The 18,412-nt window shown below is 73.3% G+C and carries 15 protein-coding genes; 5 read left to right on the forward strand and 10 right to left on the reverse strand.

Features of this window, described 5'->3' with window-relative positions:
* The 4 genes from AB4039_RS39490 to AB4039_RS39505 form a co-directional block, all read right to left on the reverse strand.
* Positions 1–1,382: NAD(P)/FAD-dependent oxidoreductase (locus AB4039_RS39490; protein WP_442273037.1), on the reverse strand; the 1,382-nt coding region annotated here is incomplete at its 3' end.
* Entirely contained in the window at positions 1,379–2,563 is a 1,185-nt protein-coding gene (locus AB4039_RS39495) for an MAB_1171c family putative transporter (RefSeq protein WP_442273038.1), read from the reverse strand. The genes AB4039_RS39490 and AB4039_RS39495, both read right to left, overlap by 4 nt.
* Before the next feature lie 2 nt (positions 2,564–2,565).
* The gene (locus tag AB4039_RS39500) at positions 2,566–3,096 is read right to left on the reverse strand and encodes a toxin-antitoxin system, toxin component (RefSeq protein WP_442273045.1); all 531 of its coding nucleotides are present in this window, start codon (positions 3,094–3,096) and stop codon (positions 2,566–2,568) included.
* Between the two features lie 14 nt (positions 3,097–3,110).
* A complete protein-coding gene (locus AB4039_RS39505; protein ID WP_266836833.1) occupies positions 3,111–3,710 on the reverse strand; it encodes a hypothetical protein in 600 nt (199 codons plus the stop codon).
* A 547-nt stretch (positions 3,711–4,257) separates the two neighbouring features.
* On the opposite strand from AB4039_RS39505, the gene AB4039_RS39510 reads away from it, so the two are divergent.
* A complete protein-coding gene (locus AB4039_RS39510) occupies positions 4,258–4,758 on the forward strand; it encodes a hypothetical protein (RefSeq protein ID WP_266836831.1) in 501 nt (166 codons plus the stop codon).
* Positions 4,759–4,814: 56 nt separating this feature from the next.
* On the opposite strand, the gene kstD is transcribed toward AB4039_RS39510, so the two are convergent.
* The 3 genes from kstD to AB4039_RS39525 form a co-directional block, all read right to left on the reverse strand.
* Complete coding sequence (kstD, locus tag AB4039_RS39515; protein WP_442273039.1) at positions 4,815–6,605, reverse strand: 3-oxosteroid 1-dehydrogenase; 1,791 nt, start codon at positions 6,603–6,605, stop codon at positions 4,815–4,817.
* An 86-nt stretch (positions 6,606–6,691) separates the two neighbouring features.
* Positions 6,692–7,285 carry a hypothetical protein gene (locus AB4039_RS39520; protein WP_442273040.1) on the reverse strand — a complete coding sequence of 198 codons (594 nt, stop codon included), beginning with the start codon at positions 7,283–7,285 and terminating at the stop codon, positions 6,692–6,694.
* 162 nt (positions 7,286–7,447) lie between these two features.
* Positions 7,448–8,578, reverse strand: a complete 1,131-nt coding sequence (locus tag AB4039_RS39525) for an aminoglycoside phosphotransferase family protein (protein ID WP_266836825.1) — start codon at positions 8,576–8,578, stop codon at positions 7,448–7,450.
* A 232-nt stretch (positions 8,579–8,810) separates the two neighbouring features.
* Between AB4039_RS39525 and AB4039_RS39530 the strand changes: the two genes are divergently transcribed.
* Complete coding sequence (locus tag AB4039_RS39530) at positions 8,811–10,307, forward strand: DNA-binding protein NsdB (protein WP_266836823.1); 1,497 nt, start codon at positions 8,811–8,813, stop codon at positions 10,305–10,307.
* Between the two features lie 170 nt (positions 10,308–10,477).
* On the opposite strand, the gene AB4039_RS39535 is transcribed toward AB4039_RS39530, so the two are convergent.
* A complete protein-coding gene (locus AB4039_RS39535) occupies positions 10,478–11,902 on the reverse strand; it encodes a PP2C family protein-serine/threonine phosphatase (protein ID WP_442273041.1) in 1,425 nt (474 codons plus the stop codon).
* Between the two features lie 550 nt (positions 11,903–12,452).
* Here AB4039_RS39535 and AB4039_RS39540 point away from each other — a divergent pair.
* Positions 12,453–14,738 (forward strand): molybdopterin cofactor-binding domain-containing protein, encoded by a 2,286-nt coding sequence (locus AB4039_RS39540; protein WP_442273042.1) that lies wholly within the window; start codon positions 12,453–12,455, stop codon positions 14,736–14,738.
* Positions 14,739–14,754: 16 nt separating this feature from the next.
* Positions 14,755–15,210 (forward strand): (2Fe-2S)-binding protein, encoded by a 456-nt coding sequence (locus tag AB4039_RS39545; protein WP_030231481.1) that lies wholly within the window; start codon positions 14,755–14,757, stop codon positions 15,208–15,210.
* Between the two features lie 57 nt (positions 15,211–15,267).
* On the opposite strand, the gene AB4039_RS39550 is transcribed toward AB4039_RS39545, so the two are convergent.
* The gene (locus AB4039_RS39550) at positions 15,268–15,681 is read right to left on the reverse strand and encodes an SHOCT domain-containing protein (RefSeq protein WP_266836816.1); all 414 of its coding nucleotides are present in this window, start codon (positions 15,679–15,681) and stop codon (positions 15,268–15,270) included.
* A gap of 184 nt (positions 15,682–15,865) precedes the next feature.
* Between AB4039_RS39550 and AB4039_RS39555 the strand changes: the two genes are divergently transcribed.
* Positions 15,866–17,824 carry an APC family permease gene (locus tag AB4039_RS39555; RefSeq protein WP_442273043.1) on the forward strand — a complete coding sequence of 653 codons (1,959 nt, stop codon included), beginning with the start codon at positions 15,866–15,868 and terminating at the stop codon, positions 17,822–17,824.
* Here AB4039_RS39555 and AB4039_RS39560 read toward each other — a convergent pair.
* Positions 17,724–18,412: PucR family transcriptional regulator (locus AB4039_RS39560; RefSeq protein WP_442273044.1), on the reverse strand; the 689-nt coding region annotated here is incomplete at its 5' end. The genes AB4039_RS39555 and AB4039_RS39560 overlap by 101 nt on opposite strands.

Below are 18,412 nucleotides of genomic sequence, written 5' to 3' on the forward strand. Positions count from 1 at the left end.
GCCTCCGCCAGCGGCGGCCCGGTCAGCTGCGCCCGGCGCGGGCCCAGCGCGGCGGCCAGCAGCACCGGCGGGGTGAACAGCCGGGCCGCGGGCCGCTCCAGGGTCATCACGTCGGTGACGGCGCGCGCCACCCGCCCGTTGCCGGTACTCGTGTGCAGCAGTCGCCGCACGTAGGCGGCGGCCACCTTCTCGGCCCGCGTCGGACCCCCCTCGATGGCACCCGCGTAGAAGACGTCGTTGCCGGTGGACAGCGCCCACGCGGCGCTCACCGGCCCGGCGACGGCCTTCTGCACGCGGGCGCCCAGCCCGTCGGCGGACCAGCCGTACCGGGCGATCACGGCCCGCAGGACGAGGGCGCTCTGCGCGGCCACCGACATGCCGTGCCCGTACACCGGGTTGTAGGCGGCCACGGCGTCCCCGATGACGGCGAACCCCTCCGGCAGCGCGGACTTCTCGTAGTGGTGCCTGCGGTTGACGGTCGTCCGCGTGACGACCACGTCGGTCAGCGGCTCCGTCCCGCTGATCAGCTCGCCGACGACGGGGTGGYGCAGCTCCCGCGCGAAGTCCTCGAACGCCTCCGGATCCGAGGTGGGTTCGCCGCCCCGCGTCCCCGACAGGGTGACGAGCCAGCGGTCCCCCTCGATCGGCACCAGGGTCGCCGAGCGGCCCGGACCGGGCTCGCGCGGATCGGCCTGCACGTTCACGATGACCGGGAAGGCGTTCCCGAGGTCCTCGGGGGCACGGAAGATCCGGCTGGCGTAGACGAGACCGGGGTCGACCGTCCGCACCGCGGGCTCCGCCATGCCGAACCCGGTCAGCCAGGCCGGGGCGCGCGAGGACCGGCCGGAGGCGTCGACCACCAGGTCCGCCGCGACGACCCGCTCCGCGCCGCCCCGTTCGCGCACCCGGACCCCCGTGACCCGGCGGGCGTCACCCTCCAGGCCCAGCACCTCCGTACGGTCGACGACGTTGACCCGTGCCAGGGCCCCCACGGCCCGGCGGACGTGCCAGTCGAGGAGGTCGCGGCTGGCCACGACCACGTAGTGGGAGGCCTCGGCCCAGCGGCGGAACCAGCCGGCCGGGGAGAGGCCCACCATGTTCGTCGGCAGCGCTATCCGGTGGGCGCMGTCGTCCATGAGCCGGCCGATCGTGCCCGGCAGCAGGCTGTCGATGGCCGCCGCCCCGCCGGACCACAGCAGGTGGGCGTGATGGGCCTGCGGCAGCGCCCGGCGCGGCAGGGGGCCGTCGGGCAGCGCGTCCCGTTCCACGACGACCACGTCGGCGAACTCCGCGAGCGCGGCGGCCGTCAGCATCCCGGCGAGGCTGCCGCCGATGACCACCGCGGTGCGCGGACCCGGTGACGACGGTGCGGTGCTGCTCATGAACCCACGCTCTCTGGATGGTCTGCCGGCCCGGACCGGGCGCGGAAGGAGGTGACGGCCGGGGACCGGCGCAGGGCCTTGGACACCGCGACCAGGTCCGGGGCCTGGGTCTGGCCCGCCGCGGCCGCGTCCTCGGCTTCGGCGCCGGCGCGCATGCGGCGCAGCGCCGCGACCACGGCGACCGCGTCGGCGGTGGCCGCCGCCTGGGCCGGGGCCTCCCTGCGGTCCAGCGCCTCGGCGAGGGCCCGCTCCCGGATCCCGGGTTCCATGTACGGCTGGAGGCGCAGCAGTCCGTCGCTGATCTGGGTCCTGCGCTGGACGAGGCGCCGGCTGATGGGGGAGCGCCGGGGCAGCCTCAGCGAACCGGTGTCGAGCGGCTCCAGCTCCTTCACGAACGGCACCAGGCAGCGGAAGTGGTAGTAGTCGGTCCCTATCCGCTGCAGGGCCTCGCCCGCGTGGGGCAGGATGAAGCCCACCGCGATGAACAGCGCGCACACGGCGGCGATGGGCGGGGCGACATAGGTGCTGAGCCAGTCCAGGTCGTTGCCGCTCCAGCGGGCGAACACCGCGATCAGCTTCACCGTGTCGTAGCAGAGGTTCAGGATGAAGCCGATGACCAGGAGCACCAGGCCCGCGCGCAGCCAGCCCGAGACCTGGCGCAACCAGGACCAGGTGACCACCGAGGTGATCGCGCAGGCGATGGTGTGGGCCCCCAGGTAGAGCAGGATGTGCTCGCGCATCCAGGGGGTGTTGGCGTAGTACGTGTCGAGATCGCGCAGGCGTTCGACCGGTGCGTCGGCGAACGCGAAGGTGGTCCACAGCCCGGCGACGACGGCCGAGTAGACGATGCCGATCGTCCAGCTGGTGCGCCGCACGCGCCGCGGATCGCCGCCCCGCCAGTGGATGATCATCACCAGGCAGGAGGCGCAGAACAGCGTGAGCAGCGTGTACAGGACCGGCGCCGCGATGTTCGGGACGCCCGTCCCGTGGTTCATCGCCTCCAGCGTCTTGGGACGGCCGCAGTAGAAGACGGCGGAGGCCAGCAGCAGCAGGCCGCCCACGGAACGCACGTTGGGATCGATGCGCCAGAACCTCATCATCACGGGCAGCCGGATCGCGAACGCCAGGGTGAGGATCGCGGCCGGGATGAGGTAGGGGATGTAGTACTTGTCGGAGTTCACCGTCAACCGATCGGTCCGCGGTAGCCGAGCGCGTTGCCGATGCGCCCGGCGACATCGTTCCTGCGCACCGCGCCGGGGGCGTCGCCGCCCACCAGCCAGGGCCGGCACCGGTCGCCGAGCATCAGGCCGAAGCTCTCCGCCTCGATCTCCTGGACGTCCTCGTAGTGGGAGCGCGCCGCGACGCTGGCGTACGTCAGGTCCGAGGCGTCCGGCAGGGAGCGCGCGGCGGCGGCGGCCCCGCGTCCGTGCTCGGTGCAGTGCCCGGCCTTCATGTGCCACMGCTCGTGTCCGAGGATGACCAGTTGGTGGTCGGGGGTCGTGTACTTCTCCACCACGACGATGTCGTACTCCTCCATGTTCAGCCACAGTCCCGAGGTGGTCAGTTCGGTGGGGAAGCGCTCGAAGCGCAGCACGATCGGGCGGCCGCCCCGGGTGCGGCTCATGGCGTCGCAGAGGGCGCGGAAGAGCGTCTGCGGCTCGACCGGCGCCTCCAGGTCGAGCGACGAGGTGAGCGCGGTGCAGAGCTTGCGCATGGAGCGAGAGACGTTCACCGGACCTCCTCGGCGGACAGCATCGAGGTGATCATGCCAAGGAGCAGTGTCTCCTGGGTACGGCTGAGTGTTCTGCCCCGGGTGGATATGGAGACCAGACCGTAGTGGTCCGTGAGTTCGGTCCGCAGATCGCCCGGTCCGTTGTCGAGGGACCGGACCGCGGGCTGGAGGGCCCTGCTCAGGGCCTGGGCCGGGGTGTCCGTCAGGAAGGCGGGCTCGTGGCCGAAGAAGGCCGCGAACTCCTCGCAGTGCCGCAGGTGCGGCAGGGGCCCGCCCGACACCAGGTGGTCGACCCACTCCGGGGGCGCGCCGATGGCCGCCGCGATGTCCGCGACGGAGTAGGGGCGGCCGTTGGTGTCCCGGGAGGTGGCGTACAGGAAGGCCGCGCGCCGGTGGACCGTTTCCCCGGCCTCCTCGGGCGTGGGATCCGCGTGTTCCTCGCCCCGCAGCAGCGCGGCCGTCACCTCGGCGGCTACGCCGGTGCGCGCCGCGAGGGCCTCCGCGTCCAGGATCTCGTCGAGGTCCAGTTGCCTCTCCTTGGCGAGCGCCCGTATGCGGGCGAGCGTCGTGGCGAGGGACAGGACAGACTCCGCCATCTGTCTGTGCTCCCATACGTCCGAAGGGCAGATCCGTCTGCACTCACGGAGGGACGCCGTGTCCCCCCGGTCACAAGATCCTCAGCGCCGGAACGGCCGTCTTCGTGTCGTCGCACGGAGGACGGCCGGACCGGTGGTGGGGACGGACAGCAAGATACAGCCAGTGAGCGGGACTGTGGCGGGAAAGGGAGCGTGCTGCGCGGTCCGACGCGGCGACCCGCCTCCCGTCCGTCCGGACGGTAAGGAGTACAACGGTCGGACGGTCCATACGCGCAGGTCCGGGATCTCCGGGCGGGTGGTGCGGGCGGCGTCCGCACCACCCGCCGTGGGCCCGCCGCACCACCCGCCGTGGGCCCGCCGCAGTCCCGTCGCGGACCCGCCGCAGTCCCGCCGTGGGCCCGCCGCAGGTCCGTCGCGGACCCGCCGCAGGTCCGTCGCGGACGCGATGCAGGCTCGCCGTGGGCCCGTCGCGGGGCCTTCGCGGGGCCTTCGCCCGGACGAGGGCCCCCGGGGCCGGAAAAGCGCCGCGGCCACGTACCATGGCGGCATGTCCTTCCTCCGCCGCCACCGCGCCGCCACTCCCGCCGGCCCGGACTTCGACGTCCTCGCCATGGACCCGGGGGACTGGCCGGGCAACCTCGGGGCCGGGCTGCTGCCCGCTCCCGACGGCAGCTGCCAGGGCGTCTTCCTCCGCTACGACCTGTTCGGCGGCCGCGGCCCCGCGATGATCATCGGCAACCTCCCCGAGGGATCCCCGGCCCGGGACCTCGCCGAGGGACAGGTCCCCTTCGAGGTGGCCCAGCTCCTCGCCGCCCTGGAGAACGACGAGGAAGTCGAGGTCACCGGCTCCGAGGACTGCCCCGTCATGCAGGGTGACAACCTCCTCATCGTCCGGAAGGTCAAGCTCTCCGAGAGCCGGATCTCCTGCGTGCAGTTCGACCGCAGCGACAACGTCCTCGTGACCATCGCCAGCTGGGACCGCCCCATCACCGACGACCTCTACGCGCTGCTCAAGCCGCTGCCCGCCGAGCTCTTCCAGCAGGGCTGAACGGTCCCCTCCGTGACGGGCCGGCCCCGCCGGTGCCGGCGGCTCCAACGGTCCGGTCAGGCGTCCGCGATGTCGTTCGCCGCCACGTAGCCGAAGGTCATCGCCGGCCCGATCGTCGATCCGGCCCCCGCGTAGCTGTGGCCCATCACCGCCGCGCTCGCGTTGCCCGCCGCCCACAGGCCCCGGATCACGGAGCCGTCCGGCCGCAGAGCGCGGGCGCGGGCGTCCGTGACGATCCCGCCCTTCGTGCCCAGGTCCCCCGGCACGATCTTGAAGGCGTAGAACGGCGGCACCCAGACCGGCGCCAGACAGGAGTTCGGCTGCACGGCCGGGTCCGTGTAGTAGTGGTCGTACGCCGTGTCGCCCCGGTGCTGGTCAGGGTCGGTGCCGTTCCACGCCTGGGCGTTGAAGCGGTTCAGCGTCGCCCGCAGCGCGGCCGCCGGCACCCCGATCTGGCCCGCCAGGGCTTCCCAGGTCCAGGCCTTCTTCGCCGCGCCCGCCTCGTACCAGGAGTCGGGGAAGGGGAGCGTCGGCAGGATGTCCTTGAACAGGTACCGGTTGCGGTAGTTCTGGTCCACGATCAGCCACGCCGGGATGTGGGAACCCGCCCCCGCCCGGTCCTTCTCGTACATCACGTGCACCACGTCGCTGTACGGAGCGGCCTCGTTCACGAAGCGCGTCCCCGCCCGGTTCACGATCAGGCCGCCCGGCAGGGTCCGCTCCGCCAGGCAGAAGTAGGGCTCCCCGGGCAGCGGGATCGAGGGCCCCCACCAGGCGTCCTCCATCAAGGCCAGCGCGGCGCCCGCCCGTTGCCCGGCCCGGATCCCGTCGCCCGTGTTCTCCTTCGCGCCCACCGACCACTCGGTGCCGATCGGCTGCTGCTGGTACTGCGCCCGCATCTGCGCGTTGTGTTCGAAGCCGCCCGAGCCGACGATCACCCCCTTGCGCGCCCGTACGACGCCCCGTACGCCCTCCTTCTCCACCACGACGCCGGTCACGGCACCGTCCGGCCCCTCTTGCACCAGGTCCACCAGCGGGCTGTTCAGCCACACCGGCACCCCCGCCCGCAGCAGCCCGGCCCGCAGGCCGGCCGCCAGGGCCTGCCCCATGGTCAGCGGCTTCTCCCCGCGCAGCGCGGCCTTGGTGCCGCGCGCCAGGCACTCCGTGGACACCGCGAGCCCCTTCGCGCTGACCGCGGCGAGGTTCAGCCACTTGTAGTCCTGGCTGAACACCACCATCCCGGCGGGCACCGGCATGTACGCCGGGTTCAGGTGCGCCAGCTCCGGCCCGAGGACGTTCCCGTCGATCTGGTCCGGCTCGACGGACCGGCCGCCGGGCAGTCCGCCCGGCAGGTTCGGGTAGTAGTCGCTGTAGCCGTCCATGAAGCGGAACCGCAGCGGGCTGTTCGCCATCACGAAGTCCAGCATCCGGGGCCCGTTCGCCAGGAACGCCGCCTGGCGGTCGGCCGGTACGTCGGGGCCGACGACGGCCGAGAGGTACGTCGCCGCCTTCTGCGGGGTGTCCGGGACCCCGGCGCCCAGGATCACCGAGTTGTTGGGCAGCCAGATCCCGGCACCGGAGCGGGCGGCCGACCCGCCGAAGGTGGGGGCCTTCTCCACCACCAGGACGCTCAGCCCGCGCCGGGCGGCGGTGAGCGCGGCGGTCATCCCGGAGGCCCCGGACCCGACCACGACGACGTCGTACTCGCCGAGCGGCGGCCCGTCGGCCGCCCGCGCGACGGCGGACGGGAGCACGGTGGCGGCGAGCACCCCGGCCCCGGTCCCGGCCAGGACGGTACGCCTGGAGGGGAAGGCGGCGGGGGAGGTGCGTGAAGCACTTGCGGACATGGGCGGGCTCCGGCGGGAGGGAGGGAAGGGGTGGCTCCAGCATGTCTGATGCTGAGTCAGAAACCTGTTCGGGGGATCATGGGATGTCAAGACATCCGGCGCCGCCGCATCCAGTACCCGGCCGTGGCCACGCCGAGCAGCGGGCCCCACAGCACCAGTGGCGCGTAGCAGGCGTAGAACCACACGCCGGCGAAACCCCCCGCCCTGCTGGGGAAGTCGTCGGGCAGCGGCTCTCCCGTGACGGTGGTCCCGGCCACCTGGCTCCACGCCACGAAGCCCCACAGGGCGGTCAGCGCGAGGGCGCCGAGGGCGGCGGGGATCCCGGCGGCCGCCGGCGGTATCCGCCGCCCGCCCAGGACCGGCAGCCGGCGCGGGACCCGCTCGCCCCACGCGGCGACCAGCCCGACCGCGGTGAAGGCCAGGAGCTCGGTGAAGACCGTCAGGGCGACCAGGTACACCCGCATCGGGATCCACCCCGGCAGGTTCTCCCGGACCCCCTCGGGATCGTCGGCGAAGAGCAGGCCGAGCCGCCAGATCCCGGACGGCAGCACGGTGAACGGGACGGCGTACGCGGCCGCCCGGGCCCACCGCGCGACCCCGGGCACCGGGGCGTGTGCGGTCCTCCAGGCGGCGCGCACGCGCCCGCCCGACGGCGGGGCGTCGATCATCTGTACGGGCACGGTGTCCTCCGGGGCGGCCTGGGTCTTCAGGGGTGCCCTCTGAAGATCGCAGCCGCCCCCGGGCCCGTGGATCCCCCGGCGGGCGCGGCGTGCGCGCACGAGCGAAGTCCCGTGGCGGTGGGAGCCACGGGACTTCGCGTCATGGGGGCGGGATCGGCGGGATCAGCGCGTGCCGACCGCGGCCCTGACCGCTCTGCGCGCCATCCCGGCATCGTCGTGCAGGCGGCGCAGCAGCAGGCGCTGCTCCTCCCCCGAGGACAGGGCCCCCGCGGGCAGCGGCTGCGTCGGTGCGGCGGCCGTCATCGACCGCTGCACCGCCGTCTCGGTCATCCGGATCTCCCGGGTCAGCACCAGCATCAGGTTGACCAGGAAGGAGTCCCGGAAGGCGGGACCGGCCGACTGGGCGAGCCGGCTGATCTGGCCGCGCGCCGCCGGGGCGTCGCCCAGCACCGCCCACAGCGTGGCCAGGTCATAGCCGGGCAGGTACCAGCCCGCGTGCTCCCAGTCCAGGAGCACCGGACCCGCCGGGGAGAGCAGCAGGTTCGACAGCAGCGCGTCACCGTGGTTGAACTGCCACGGGATCCCCGCCGGCCGCAGGCCGTGCAGCAGCTTCTGCAGGTCGCCGAAGTCCCGGTCGGGCAGCAGCCCGAGCTGGTGGTCCCGGCTGATCCGCCGCGCGTAGTCCACCGGCTGCCCGAACAGGTCGGTCGGCGGCCGCCACTGGTTCACCCGGCACACCGCTCCGAGGGCGGCCCGCAGGTCCGTCCGGGGCGGGGCCTCCACCGGGTGCCGCTGGAGCGCCGCGACGCGGCCCGCCATGCGCTCCACGATCAGTACGCAGTTCTCCGGATCCGCGGCGATCAGCCGGGGCACGCGTACCGGCGGACGGTGCCGGACGAAGGTCCGGTACGACGCTATTTCGTGCCGGTACCGCTCGCGCCACTCGGGCGAATGGTCCAGTAAAACCTTCGCGACGGCGGTCATCCGCCCGGTCGTTCCCACCAGCAGGACCGACCGGCCGCTGCGCCGCAGGACCTGTACCGGTGCGAACTCCGGACAGATCCGCTGCACCGAGGCGAGTGCGGTGCGCAACTGCGCCCCCTGCGGCCCCGACAGGTCGATTCTTCCGCTGAGCGGCTGTGATCCGGTACCCGGCATCCGCCGCGCCCGTACGGCGCCGGCGCCCTGCGCCGGGGCCGGCGCGCGGCCGGGTTCGAGGTACGGGCCGCCCCCTGCCTGGAGGGTGCGGTGCGGACGGACCGGGGCGGACACGGAGGACGTTGCTGCGTACATGGCGTTTACGGTTCCCTTCGTGCGCCGACGAGTTGCGTACGCCGCCCCGCCGGATCCCGTACTTCACCCTGGGGAGTTCCGCCGGTGAACCGGGTCGGGGAGGCGCATTCCTACCTGACACCGGGGGGTCCCTGGCGAACCACCGGGCGTGCCCTGGCGAACCCTGGCGAATAGTCCACGGGGATCTGACAGGGGGCTACTGTCAACTCAGCCGAGAACCTGGGGGCTTGACGTGAGCAAAGGTCCAAACACCCGTCTGAACGACCTGTTCGGCCTGGCCGGCTGGTCCAAGGGCGAACTGGCGAGGATGGTCAACCGGCAGGCGGCGGCCATGGGTCACCACCAACTGGCCACCGACACCTCGCGGGTGCGGCGCTGGATCGACATGGGGGAGACCCCGCGCGAACCGGTGCCCACGGTACTGGCAGCACTGTTCACCGAGCGGCTCGGTCGTGTCGTGACCATCGAGGACCTCGGGTTCGTACGGCAGCGGCGCACCACCAAACGGCAGCCGGACGGGGCGAAGGACAACCCCGACGGAGTGCCCTGGGCGCCCGAACGCACAGCCGCGGTCCTCACCGAATTCACGGGAATGGACCTCATGCTCAACCGTCGCGGCCTGATGGGCGCGGGAGCCGCGCTCACCGCCGGCTCAGCCCTCAGCAACGCCATGTACGACTGGCTCCACTCCGACCCCGCCGCGGCCAAGGAGGCGCAGCGCTTCGGCGATGCGCACCAGGCCGACCCCGCGGGCTACGACCGCTACGAAGCCGCCCCCATCGGCTCCCAGGAGATCGAGGCCCTGGAGCGCTCCGTGGAGGTCTTCCGCGCCTGGGACGCCTCCCGGGGCGGCGGCCTGCAGCGCAAGGCCGTCGTGGGCCAGCTGAACGAGGTGGGCGGCATGCTCGCCTACCACCACCCCGACCACCTCCAGCGCAGGCTGTGGGGGGTGGCGGCCAACCTGGCGGTGCTGGCGGGCTGGATGTCGCACGACGTCGGCCTCGAACCCACCGCGCAGAAGTACTTCGTCATCGCGGCCCACGCGGCCCGCGAGGGCGGCGACCGTCCGCGCGCCGGAGAGGCGCTCTCGCGGGCGGCCCGGCAGATGGTCCACCTCGGCAAGCCGAACGAGGCCCTGGACCTGATGAAGCTGGCCCAGTCGGGCTCCGGCGAGCAGACCCTCCCGCGCACCCGCGCCATGCTGCACACCATCGAGGCCTGGGCACAGGCCGCCATGGGCAAGGGCCAGGCCATGCGCCGCACCCTGGGCGAGGCCGAGGAACTCTTCGTGTCCGACAAGGGCGACGTACCGCCGCCCTCGTGGATGCAGCACTTCGACGAGGCGGACCTGCACGGGATGCAGGCCCTGGCGTACCGGACGCTCGCCGACCATGACGCCACGGCCGCGCCGGTGGCGGCGCGCCACGCGCGGGAGGCACTGCGGCTGCGCGGCGACGGCTATCAGCGCTCCCAGACCTTCGACTACATCTCCATGGCCTCGGCCTGCTTCATCGCCGACGAACCGGAGCAGGCCGACCGCTACGCCCGGCTGGCCCTGGTCTCCATGAGCGAGACCAGCTCGCACCGCACCTGGGACCGGCTGCGCGAGATGTACCGGCTCACCGGCCAGTACGCCGGCTACGCCCGTATCGAGGACCTGCGCGAGGAGATCAAGCTGGCCCTGCCGGACGCACCCGCGCCGAGGGTCGCCCGGGGGACGGAGGCGTAGGGGGGAGGGGTGTCACGGATCGCATGCGGAAGGAACGGACGCGTAAGGGAACGGATGCGGAAGGGGAGGGGGAACGACGAAGGGCCGCGCCCCGGGCGCGGCCCCCAGCCTGCGGTCGTCGCGGGGCTGCGGTCCGCCGGCCGACGTCCCGCGGACCGGTACGCGGTGCCCTAGCCGCCGATCCGGGCGACCAGTAGGCAGGCGTCGCCCTCCCGTTCGCCCTCGCCGAACTCCTCCGTCACCAGCCGTACGCAGTCCCGCGCCGAACGCGCCGCCGGGAACCGCGGCGCGAGCGCCAGGAGGCGTTCCGTGCAGTCCGTCCGGCCGAACTCGACGCCGTGCGGCGTCAGTCCGTCCGTGTGCAGGACGAGCACGTCGCCCGGTTCGAGCCGCTCCTCGGCCTGCCCGTACGCGGCCCCCGCGGTCGCGCCCAGCAGCACGCCCTCCGGCGGCCGCAGCGCCCGGCCCCGGCCGCACCGGAACAGCAGCGGCGCGGGGTGTCCGGCCTGGGCCCAGGTGAGCACCCGGCGGGCGGGGTCGTAGCTGCAGCAGACGGCGGAGCCCAGGGCGGGCTGTACGGAGGCCTCCAGCAGTTGGTTGAGCCAGCCCATCAGCGGGCCGGGCTCGATCCCGGCGATGGCCATCCCGCGCAGGGCGCCGAGCATCATGGCCATGCCGGACGTGGCGCTCACCCCGTGCCCGGTCAGGTCGCCGACCGTCAGCAGGGAGCGGCCGTCGGGCAGTTCGAGGGCGTCGTACCAGTCGCCGCCGATCAGCGAGCCGGTCGTGGAGGGCAGGTACTGCGCGGCCACGTCCACGGCGGCGGCGCTGTCGTGCGGGAACCGCAGGGAGCCGCGCCACGGGGGGAGCACGGCTTCCTGCAGTTCGACCGCCAGCCGGTGCTCGGTCCGCGCGATCTCCTGCCGGCGCTGGAGCGAGTCCTGCGACTCGCGTACCGCCCGCTGGCTCCGGCGCAGTTCACTCACGTCGCGGAGCACGGCCCACATCGTGGCCGTGCAGCCGTCGGAGTCGAGTACCGGCTCGCCCCTCATGTGCAGCGTCCGGACGCGGCCGTCGGCCCGGACGATGCGGAACTCGCCGTCGATCGGCTTCCCGTCGACCAGGCAGTCCGTGACCATCGCGGTCAGCAGGGGCTGGTCCTCGGAGAAGAGGGCGGAGCCCAGCTCGTCGAGGGGCAATGGACCGGCCTCGGGCGAGCGGCCGAAGATCTGGAAGAGCTCCTCGGACCAGGTGACCTCGTCCGTCAGCAGGTTCCACTCGGCGCTGCCGATCCGGGTCTGCCGGTCCTCGGTGGTGGTCCCGGGCGCCACGGGGGGGAGTCCGGAGGGCTCCAGGGCGGGTGGCAGCCCTTCCCTGAGCCGGCCGAGGTGCTCGCCGAGGTCGTCGAGTTGGTGCACGGCCAGGTCGCAGAGCGCGCGCTGCCAGCGGCCCTGCGGGTCGTCCTCGTCCACGACGGTGTCGCGGCGCACCGCGTCCACGTCGCCCCGCAGCCGCCGGGTCCGGGAGATCAGGGCGTCCACCGGTCCCGGCTCGGGCGGCTGCGCGGGGCGGTCCGCGTACAGATGGGACGGCATGGGCACTCCGATGCAGGCGCGGCGATGAGAACGCGTCACGGCCAGGTCCTGAAGAAGGACCGGCTACGACTGTGGCACAGCCCGCGACGGGCTGTAAGGCGTTTGGCAACATCCGTACAGGCCTTGCTCCCGACATATGCCGCAGGCCTTCCGGCCTCCCGGCGCGCGTGCGAACGAATCCGGTCACGCCGGGGCGGGCCCGGCCTGCCGGGAGGAGCCGGCAGGTCCTCCGCCCGCCCGGCGCCGGGGCCGCGCGCAGACGGCCGGAAAGGGGCGCTCCGTGCGGCGTCCGTCGAGCGTACGGGCGAGGCGTTCGCACCTCAGGGCCCCTCGGGTCAGCCCGTGATCGCCCCTTCCGGGGGACCCCCGGAAGGGGGATCCCGGGCCCCGTGAGGGCCGAACCCGGCGGGTTCGGCCCGCAGTTCGTGGCCACTGGGGTCACTCCGGCCCCGTGCTTCCCACCCAGTCCGGCGATCGCTACTCTACGTGTCGGTAATGAGCCGGTGGCGGTCCGAGCGGCGGGCCGGGGGCAGGGCGGGGACACGACCAGATGACCGAAGAGACCAGGGTGACCGGATCCGCGTCCGCGTCCACGTCCGCGTCCGCCGCCGGCGGGCCGGGGGCCGGCTCCGGGAGCAGCCGGCGCTCCTTCCTGACCTACCTCGTCGCGGCGCCGACCCTGGCGCTGGTCACCCGGGCCGGCGCCGACGTGCTCGCCCCGCAGCCCGCGCACGCCGTGGTCCCGACCCTGCCCGCCATCGCCGACCTGGTCGACCTCGGCGACCTGTTCATCCTGGCCGGCGCCCCGACCTCCGCCCTGCTGGCGCTCGCGGTGGAGGCGGACGGCACGATCCGCTTCCGGCTGCCGCGCGAAGAGGTCGGCCAGGGCCTGACCACCGCCGTGGCCATGCTGGTCGCCGAGGAACTCGACGCGCCCCTGGGCTCGGTCCGGGTGGAACTCGACGACGCACGCCCCGAGCTGCTGTTCAACCAGCTCACCGGCTCCTCGAACTCGATCCGGTCCCTGTACGGCCCGGTCCGCCAGTGCGCCGCCACCGCCCGCGCCCGCCTCGTCGCGGCGGCGGCCGTCCGCTGGAACCTCCCCGCCTCCCGCCTGACCACCGCGAACGGCGTCGTCCGGGCCCCCGACGGCCGCACCGCCGACTACGGCGGCCTCTCCGCGGAGGCGGCGGCGCCCGGCCTGATCGTCCTCGGCGCCTCCCCGAAACCCGCCGCGCGGCACGCCCTCGTCGGCACCCCCACCCGCCGCATCGACGCCCGGGCCATGGTCACCGGCGCCCAGAAGTACACCCTCGACCTCGACGTGCCCGGTGCCAAGCCCTGCGTGGTGCGCCGTCCGCCCACCCTCGGCGGCGGTGTGCGGAGCGTGTCCAACCTCGATGCCGTCCGGGCCATGCCCGGGGTCCTGCACGTGGTCACCGTCCCGACCGGGGTCGCCGTCGTCGCCGAGACCTTCGGCCAGGCCCTGGACGCGAAGGCCGCCCTCCAGGTCGTCTGGGGTCCGGGCCCCGCCGACCAGCTCTCGGACGCGCAGATCCGCGCCAAGCTCCGGGCCGCCGTTCCTCCGCTGCTGGTGCCGCCGCTGCTCACCCCGTACGTGGACGCCGAGTTCGACTTCGCCTTCGTCAGCCACGCCCCGATGGAGACCAACTCCGCCGTCGCCGACGTGCGGGACGACCGTGCCGAGGTCTGGTCCGGGCTCAAGTCCCCGATCGTGGCGCGCGAGACCATCGCCGCCGATCTCGGGCTGCCGCTCGACAAGGTGAAGGTGCACGTGGTCCAGGCCGGCGGCTCCTTCGGGCGGCGGCTGTTCTTCGACGCGGCCCTGGAGGCCGCCCGGATCTCCAAGGCCTGCCGCCGCCCRGTGAAGCTGATGTGGACCCGCGTCGACGACACCCGGCACGGCCGGATGCGCCCCGCGACCCACCACCGGATCCGCGCCACCCACCTGCTGGGCGAGGTACTCAGCTTCGAGCACCGGGTCGCCGCCGCGGAGACCGACTTCCGGCACGGACTCGGCGAGATCATCACCGCCACCGCCGCGAGCCTGCCGTCGGGCATCGGCAACGCCACCCTGGCCCAGACCCTGTTCCTGACCACGGTGAAGTCCCCGTACCACTTCGGGCTCACCACCCAGGCGCTGAGCGAGGTGCCCACCGGCATCCCCACCGGGTCCTGGCGTTCGGTCTACTCGGCCAACACCCGGGGCGCCGAGGAGATCGTGGTCGACGAGCTGGCCGCCGCCACGGGCAAGGACCCGTACCGCTTCCGCCGCACCTTCCTGAAGACCGACGCCCAGCGCGCGGTGCTGGACAAGGTGGCCACCGAGGGGGAGTGGGGGCGCGCGCTGCCGGCCGGCTGCGCTCAGGGCATCGCCTTCCACGAGGAGTACAAGTCCCGCACCGCCTGCCTGGTGGAGATCGACACCCGGGATCCGGAGCACGTGCGCGTCACCCGGGCGGTGATCGCGGTGGACGTGGGTCTGCCCGTCAACCCGAGCGGCCTGGAGGCGCAGATGATCGGCGGCCTCACCGACGCGATCTCCACCACGCTGCGGGCCGGGCTGCACCTGGACAAGGGGCTTCCGCTGGAGGGCAGTTACAGCCAGTTCCACTGGGCGAAGCAGCGCGACACCCCGCTGGACGTACGGGTCTTCGTGCTCCCGGCGACGGGGACCGACCCGGGCGGTGCCGGCGAGCTCGGGGTGCCGGCCGCCGTCGGCGCCATCGCCAACGCCTGGGCCCGCGCCACCGGTTCCAAGCCGCGCAGCTTCCCCCTCGCCTTCGACGTCGACTTCACCCCCTACCCGCGCTGACCGACTGGAGCACGCCGTGCCCTCGCACACCTTCACCGTCAACGGGCGGAGCGTCACCGTCGACGCACCCGACGACCTGCCCCTCCTGTGGGTGCTCCGCGACATGCTGGGCGTCACCGGCCCCAAGTACGGCTGCGGGGTGGACGTCTGCAAGGCCTGCACCAGCCACCTCGACGGCACGGACGTCCGCCCCTGCGTGGTGCCCGTCTCCGCGTGCGCGGGCAAGCGGGTCACCACCATCGAGGGCCTGGCGGACGGGGACGTGCTGCACCCCGTGCAGGAGGCCTGGCTGGAGCAGGACGTGGCTCAGTGCGGCTTCTGCCAGCCCGGCCAGATCATGGCCGCGGTGGCGCTGCTCCGGCGGACGAGCGAGCCGACGGACGAGGACATCGACGCCATCGCCAACATCTGCCGCTGCGGCACCTACTTCCGCATCCGCGAGGCCATCCGCAGCGCCGCCGCCCGGATGTGAGGCCGTGGGCGGGGGCCGGATCCCTCGGGATCCGGCCCCCGCCGCGCCGCGTGGGGATCAGGTGAGCAGCTTCTGCTTGGCCTGCTGGAACTCGGCCTCGGTCAGATCGCCCTTGGTCCTCAGCTCGGAGAGCCTGGCCAGCTCGTCCGCCGTGCTCTTGCCGGAGCCGCCCGCGGTCTCGCGGATGTAGCTGTTGAACGCCGCCTGCTGTTCCTGCGCGTGCGAGATCTCGCGCTTGCCCATGTCCTTGCCGCGGGCGATCACGTAGACCAGGACGCCCAGGAACGGGATGAGGATCAGGAACAGCAGCCAGAGGGCCTTCAGCCAGCCGTTCATCTCGTGGTCGCGGAAGAGGTCCACGATGATGCGGAAGAGCAGGACCAGCCACAGGACCCAGAGGAAGATCCACATCACGGTCCAGAACGCGCCCAGCACGGGGTAGTCGTAGGCCAGATAGACGGATGCCTCCATGGCCGTCCTCCTTCGTTCGGGCGGCCGTCCGTTCGCGTGGTGCGCGGGCGGCCGACGTGATCACCATCGCAGCAGCCCTCCAAGATCGCCACTGGGCCGGACGGAGGCCCGGCGGGGGCCGACGGCGGCCGGACGGACGGGTCGCTTCCCCGTAAATCGGGCACGGATGGACGATCATGCCGGAATGAGGCGTATCAATCTGAAACGCGTGCTGGTCGGTCAGCCCCTCGACACCGCGCGCCTGGGCGAGACCCTGCTGCCCAAGCGGCTCGCGCTGCCGATCTTCTGCAGCGACCCCCTCTCCTCCGTGGCCTACGCCACCGAGGAGATCCTGCTGATCCTCGCCCTCGGCGGGGTCGCGCTGCTCCACCTCACGTGGTACGCGGCCGCCGCCATCGTCTTCCTGCTGGTGGTCGTCATCGCCTCCTACCGGCAGACCTGCCACGCCTACCCCGGCGGCGGAGGCGCGTACATCGTCAGCTCCGAGAACCTCGGGCCGACCGCCGCCCTCACCGCCGCCAGCGCCCTGCTCGTCGACTACGTGATGACCGTCGCCGTGTCCGTGGTCTCCGGGGTCGACGCCATCACCTCCGCGATCCCCTCCCTCAGCGACCACGAAGTCGCCCTGTCCGTCGCCTTCGTGGTGCTGCTGACCCTGATGAACCTGCGCGGCGTGCGGGAGTCGGGCCGCGTCTTCGCCATCCCCACGTACGGTTTCGTGCTGGTCGTCTACGTGATGTTCGCCGTCGCCGCCGTCCGCTTCGCGACCGGGGACAGCGTCCGGGCCGAGTCGGCCCACCTGCCGATCCACGCCGTCGGCACCTACACCGGCTTCGCCGTGGTCCTCCTGGCCATGCGCGCCTTCGCCTCCGGCTGCACCGCCCTCACCGGCGTCGAGGCCATCAGCAACGGCGTCCCCGCCTTCGAGAAGCCCAAGGCCGCGAACGCGGCCACCACCCTCGCCGCCATGGGCGTGCTCTCCGTGACGATGTTCTCCGGCATCACCGTCCTCGCCATGGCCTACGAGGTGCACGTCGCGGCAGACCCCACCGAACTCGGACTGCCGCCCGGCACCCCGATGTCCACCGCGCTCGCCCAGATCGGCCGCGCCACCTTCGGAGACTGGCACTTCCTCTTCTACCTGCTCCAGGCCGTCACCGCCGGCGTCCTGGTCCTCGCCGCGAACACCGCCTTCAACGGCTTCCCGATGCTCGCCTCGATCCTCGCCAAGGACCGTTACGCCCCGCGCCAGCTCTACAACCGCGGCGACCGGCTCGTCTACTCCAACGGCGTCGTGCTGCTCGCCCTCGCCGCCATCGCCCTGATCGTCGCCTTCGACGCCGAACTGACCCGTCTCATCCAGCTCTACATCATCGGCGTCTTCGTCTCCTTCACCCTCTCCCAGGCAGGCATGGTCCGGCACTGGCGGCGCGCACTCGCCTCGGGGGCCACGCCCCGCGCCGACCGGGTCCACATCCACCGCCGCCTCGCCATCAACGCGGTCGGCGCGTGCATGACCGCCGTCGTCCTGGTCATCGTCCTCATCACCAAGTTCACGCACGGCGCCTGGCTTGTCGTCATCGCCATGCCCGCGCTCTTCATCGGCATGAAGGGCGTCCGCCGCCACTACGACGTCGTGGCCCGCCAGGTCGCCGTCGCCCCCGGGATCAAACCCCGCAGACCCGCCCGCCACCACGTCATCGTCCTCGTCGCCTCCGTCCACGCCCCCACGCTCAAGGCCCTCGGCTACGCCCAGGGGCTGCGGCCCGACACACTCACCGCCCTGTCCGTCGCCGCCGACGAGGAGGACGCGCAGCGGCTGCGCGAGGCCTGGGCCACGCACGACCCGGGGATGGACCTCAAGGTCCTGCACTCGCCCTACCGCGAAGTGGTCGCACCGGTGATGGCGTACGTGGAGGAACGGGCGGCCGCGGAGGGCGTCGACGTACTGTCGGTGGTCATTCCCGAATACGTCGTCGGCCACTGGTGGGAGCAACCCCTGCACAACCAGAACGCGCTGCGGCTCAAGGCGCGGCTGCTGTTCACCCCCGGGGTCGCGGTGATCGACGTGCCGTACCTGCTGGAGTCGGCGCGCCACCCGCGGCCCCGGGAGGAGCGGGAGGCGGGGGCGCCGCGGGGGTAGCGGGCCGCTGGGCCACCGCCGCGTGGGCCAGGGCCAGTTCGACCACGTGGGCCGGGTCGGAGAGGGCGCGGCCGGTGAGCTGCTCCAGGCGGCGCAGCCGGTTGGAGACGGTGTTGCGGTGGCAGTAGAGGCGCTGGGCGGCGTACGTCGTCGAGCCCCCGCAGGCCAGCCAGGTGCCCAGGGTGTCCAGCAGCACCCGCGTGTCCTCCGGGGGCAGCGCCAGCACCGGCCCCAGCACCACCTCGCGCAGCCGGCCGGCGAGTTCCGGGTCGCCCGCCACCAGGGCCGCCGGGAGCCGCTCGTCCAGCAGGACGGCTCCGGGACCGGCCGCCGCCGGGGCGGTGCGCAGGGCGAGGGCAGCCAGCCGACGGGCCCCGGCCAGCGCCGTCGGCGCCGCCACCACGGRGCTGACCCCGGCGGGCACCCCGAGCGGCGCGAGGAGGTCGCGCAGCGAGTCCAGCGGGTGGTGGCCCAGGTCGACGAGGCCGGTCTCCCCGTCGGCGCGCACCCGCCACAGCACCCGGGGCCCGCCCGCGGCCGCGCCCGGCCCGGGGCCGACGCGGGGCCTCCCGGCGGTCGGACCCGGTC

Source organism: Streptomyces sp. M-16 (genome assembly GCF_052114405.1).
Taxonomy (GTDB): domain Bacteria; phylum Actinomycetota; class Actinomycetes; order Streptomycetales; family Streptomycetaceae; genus Streptomyces.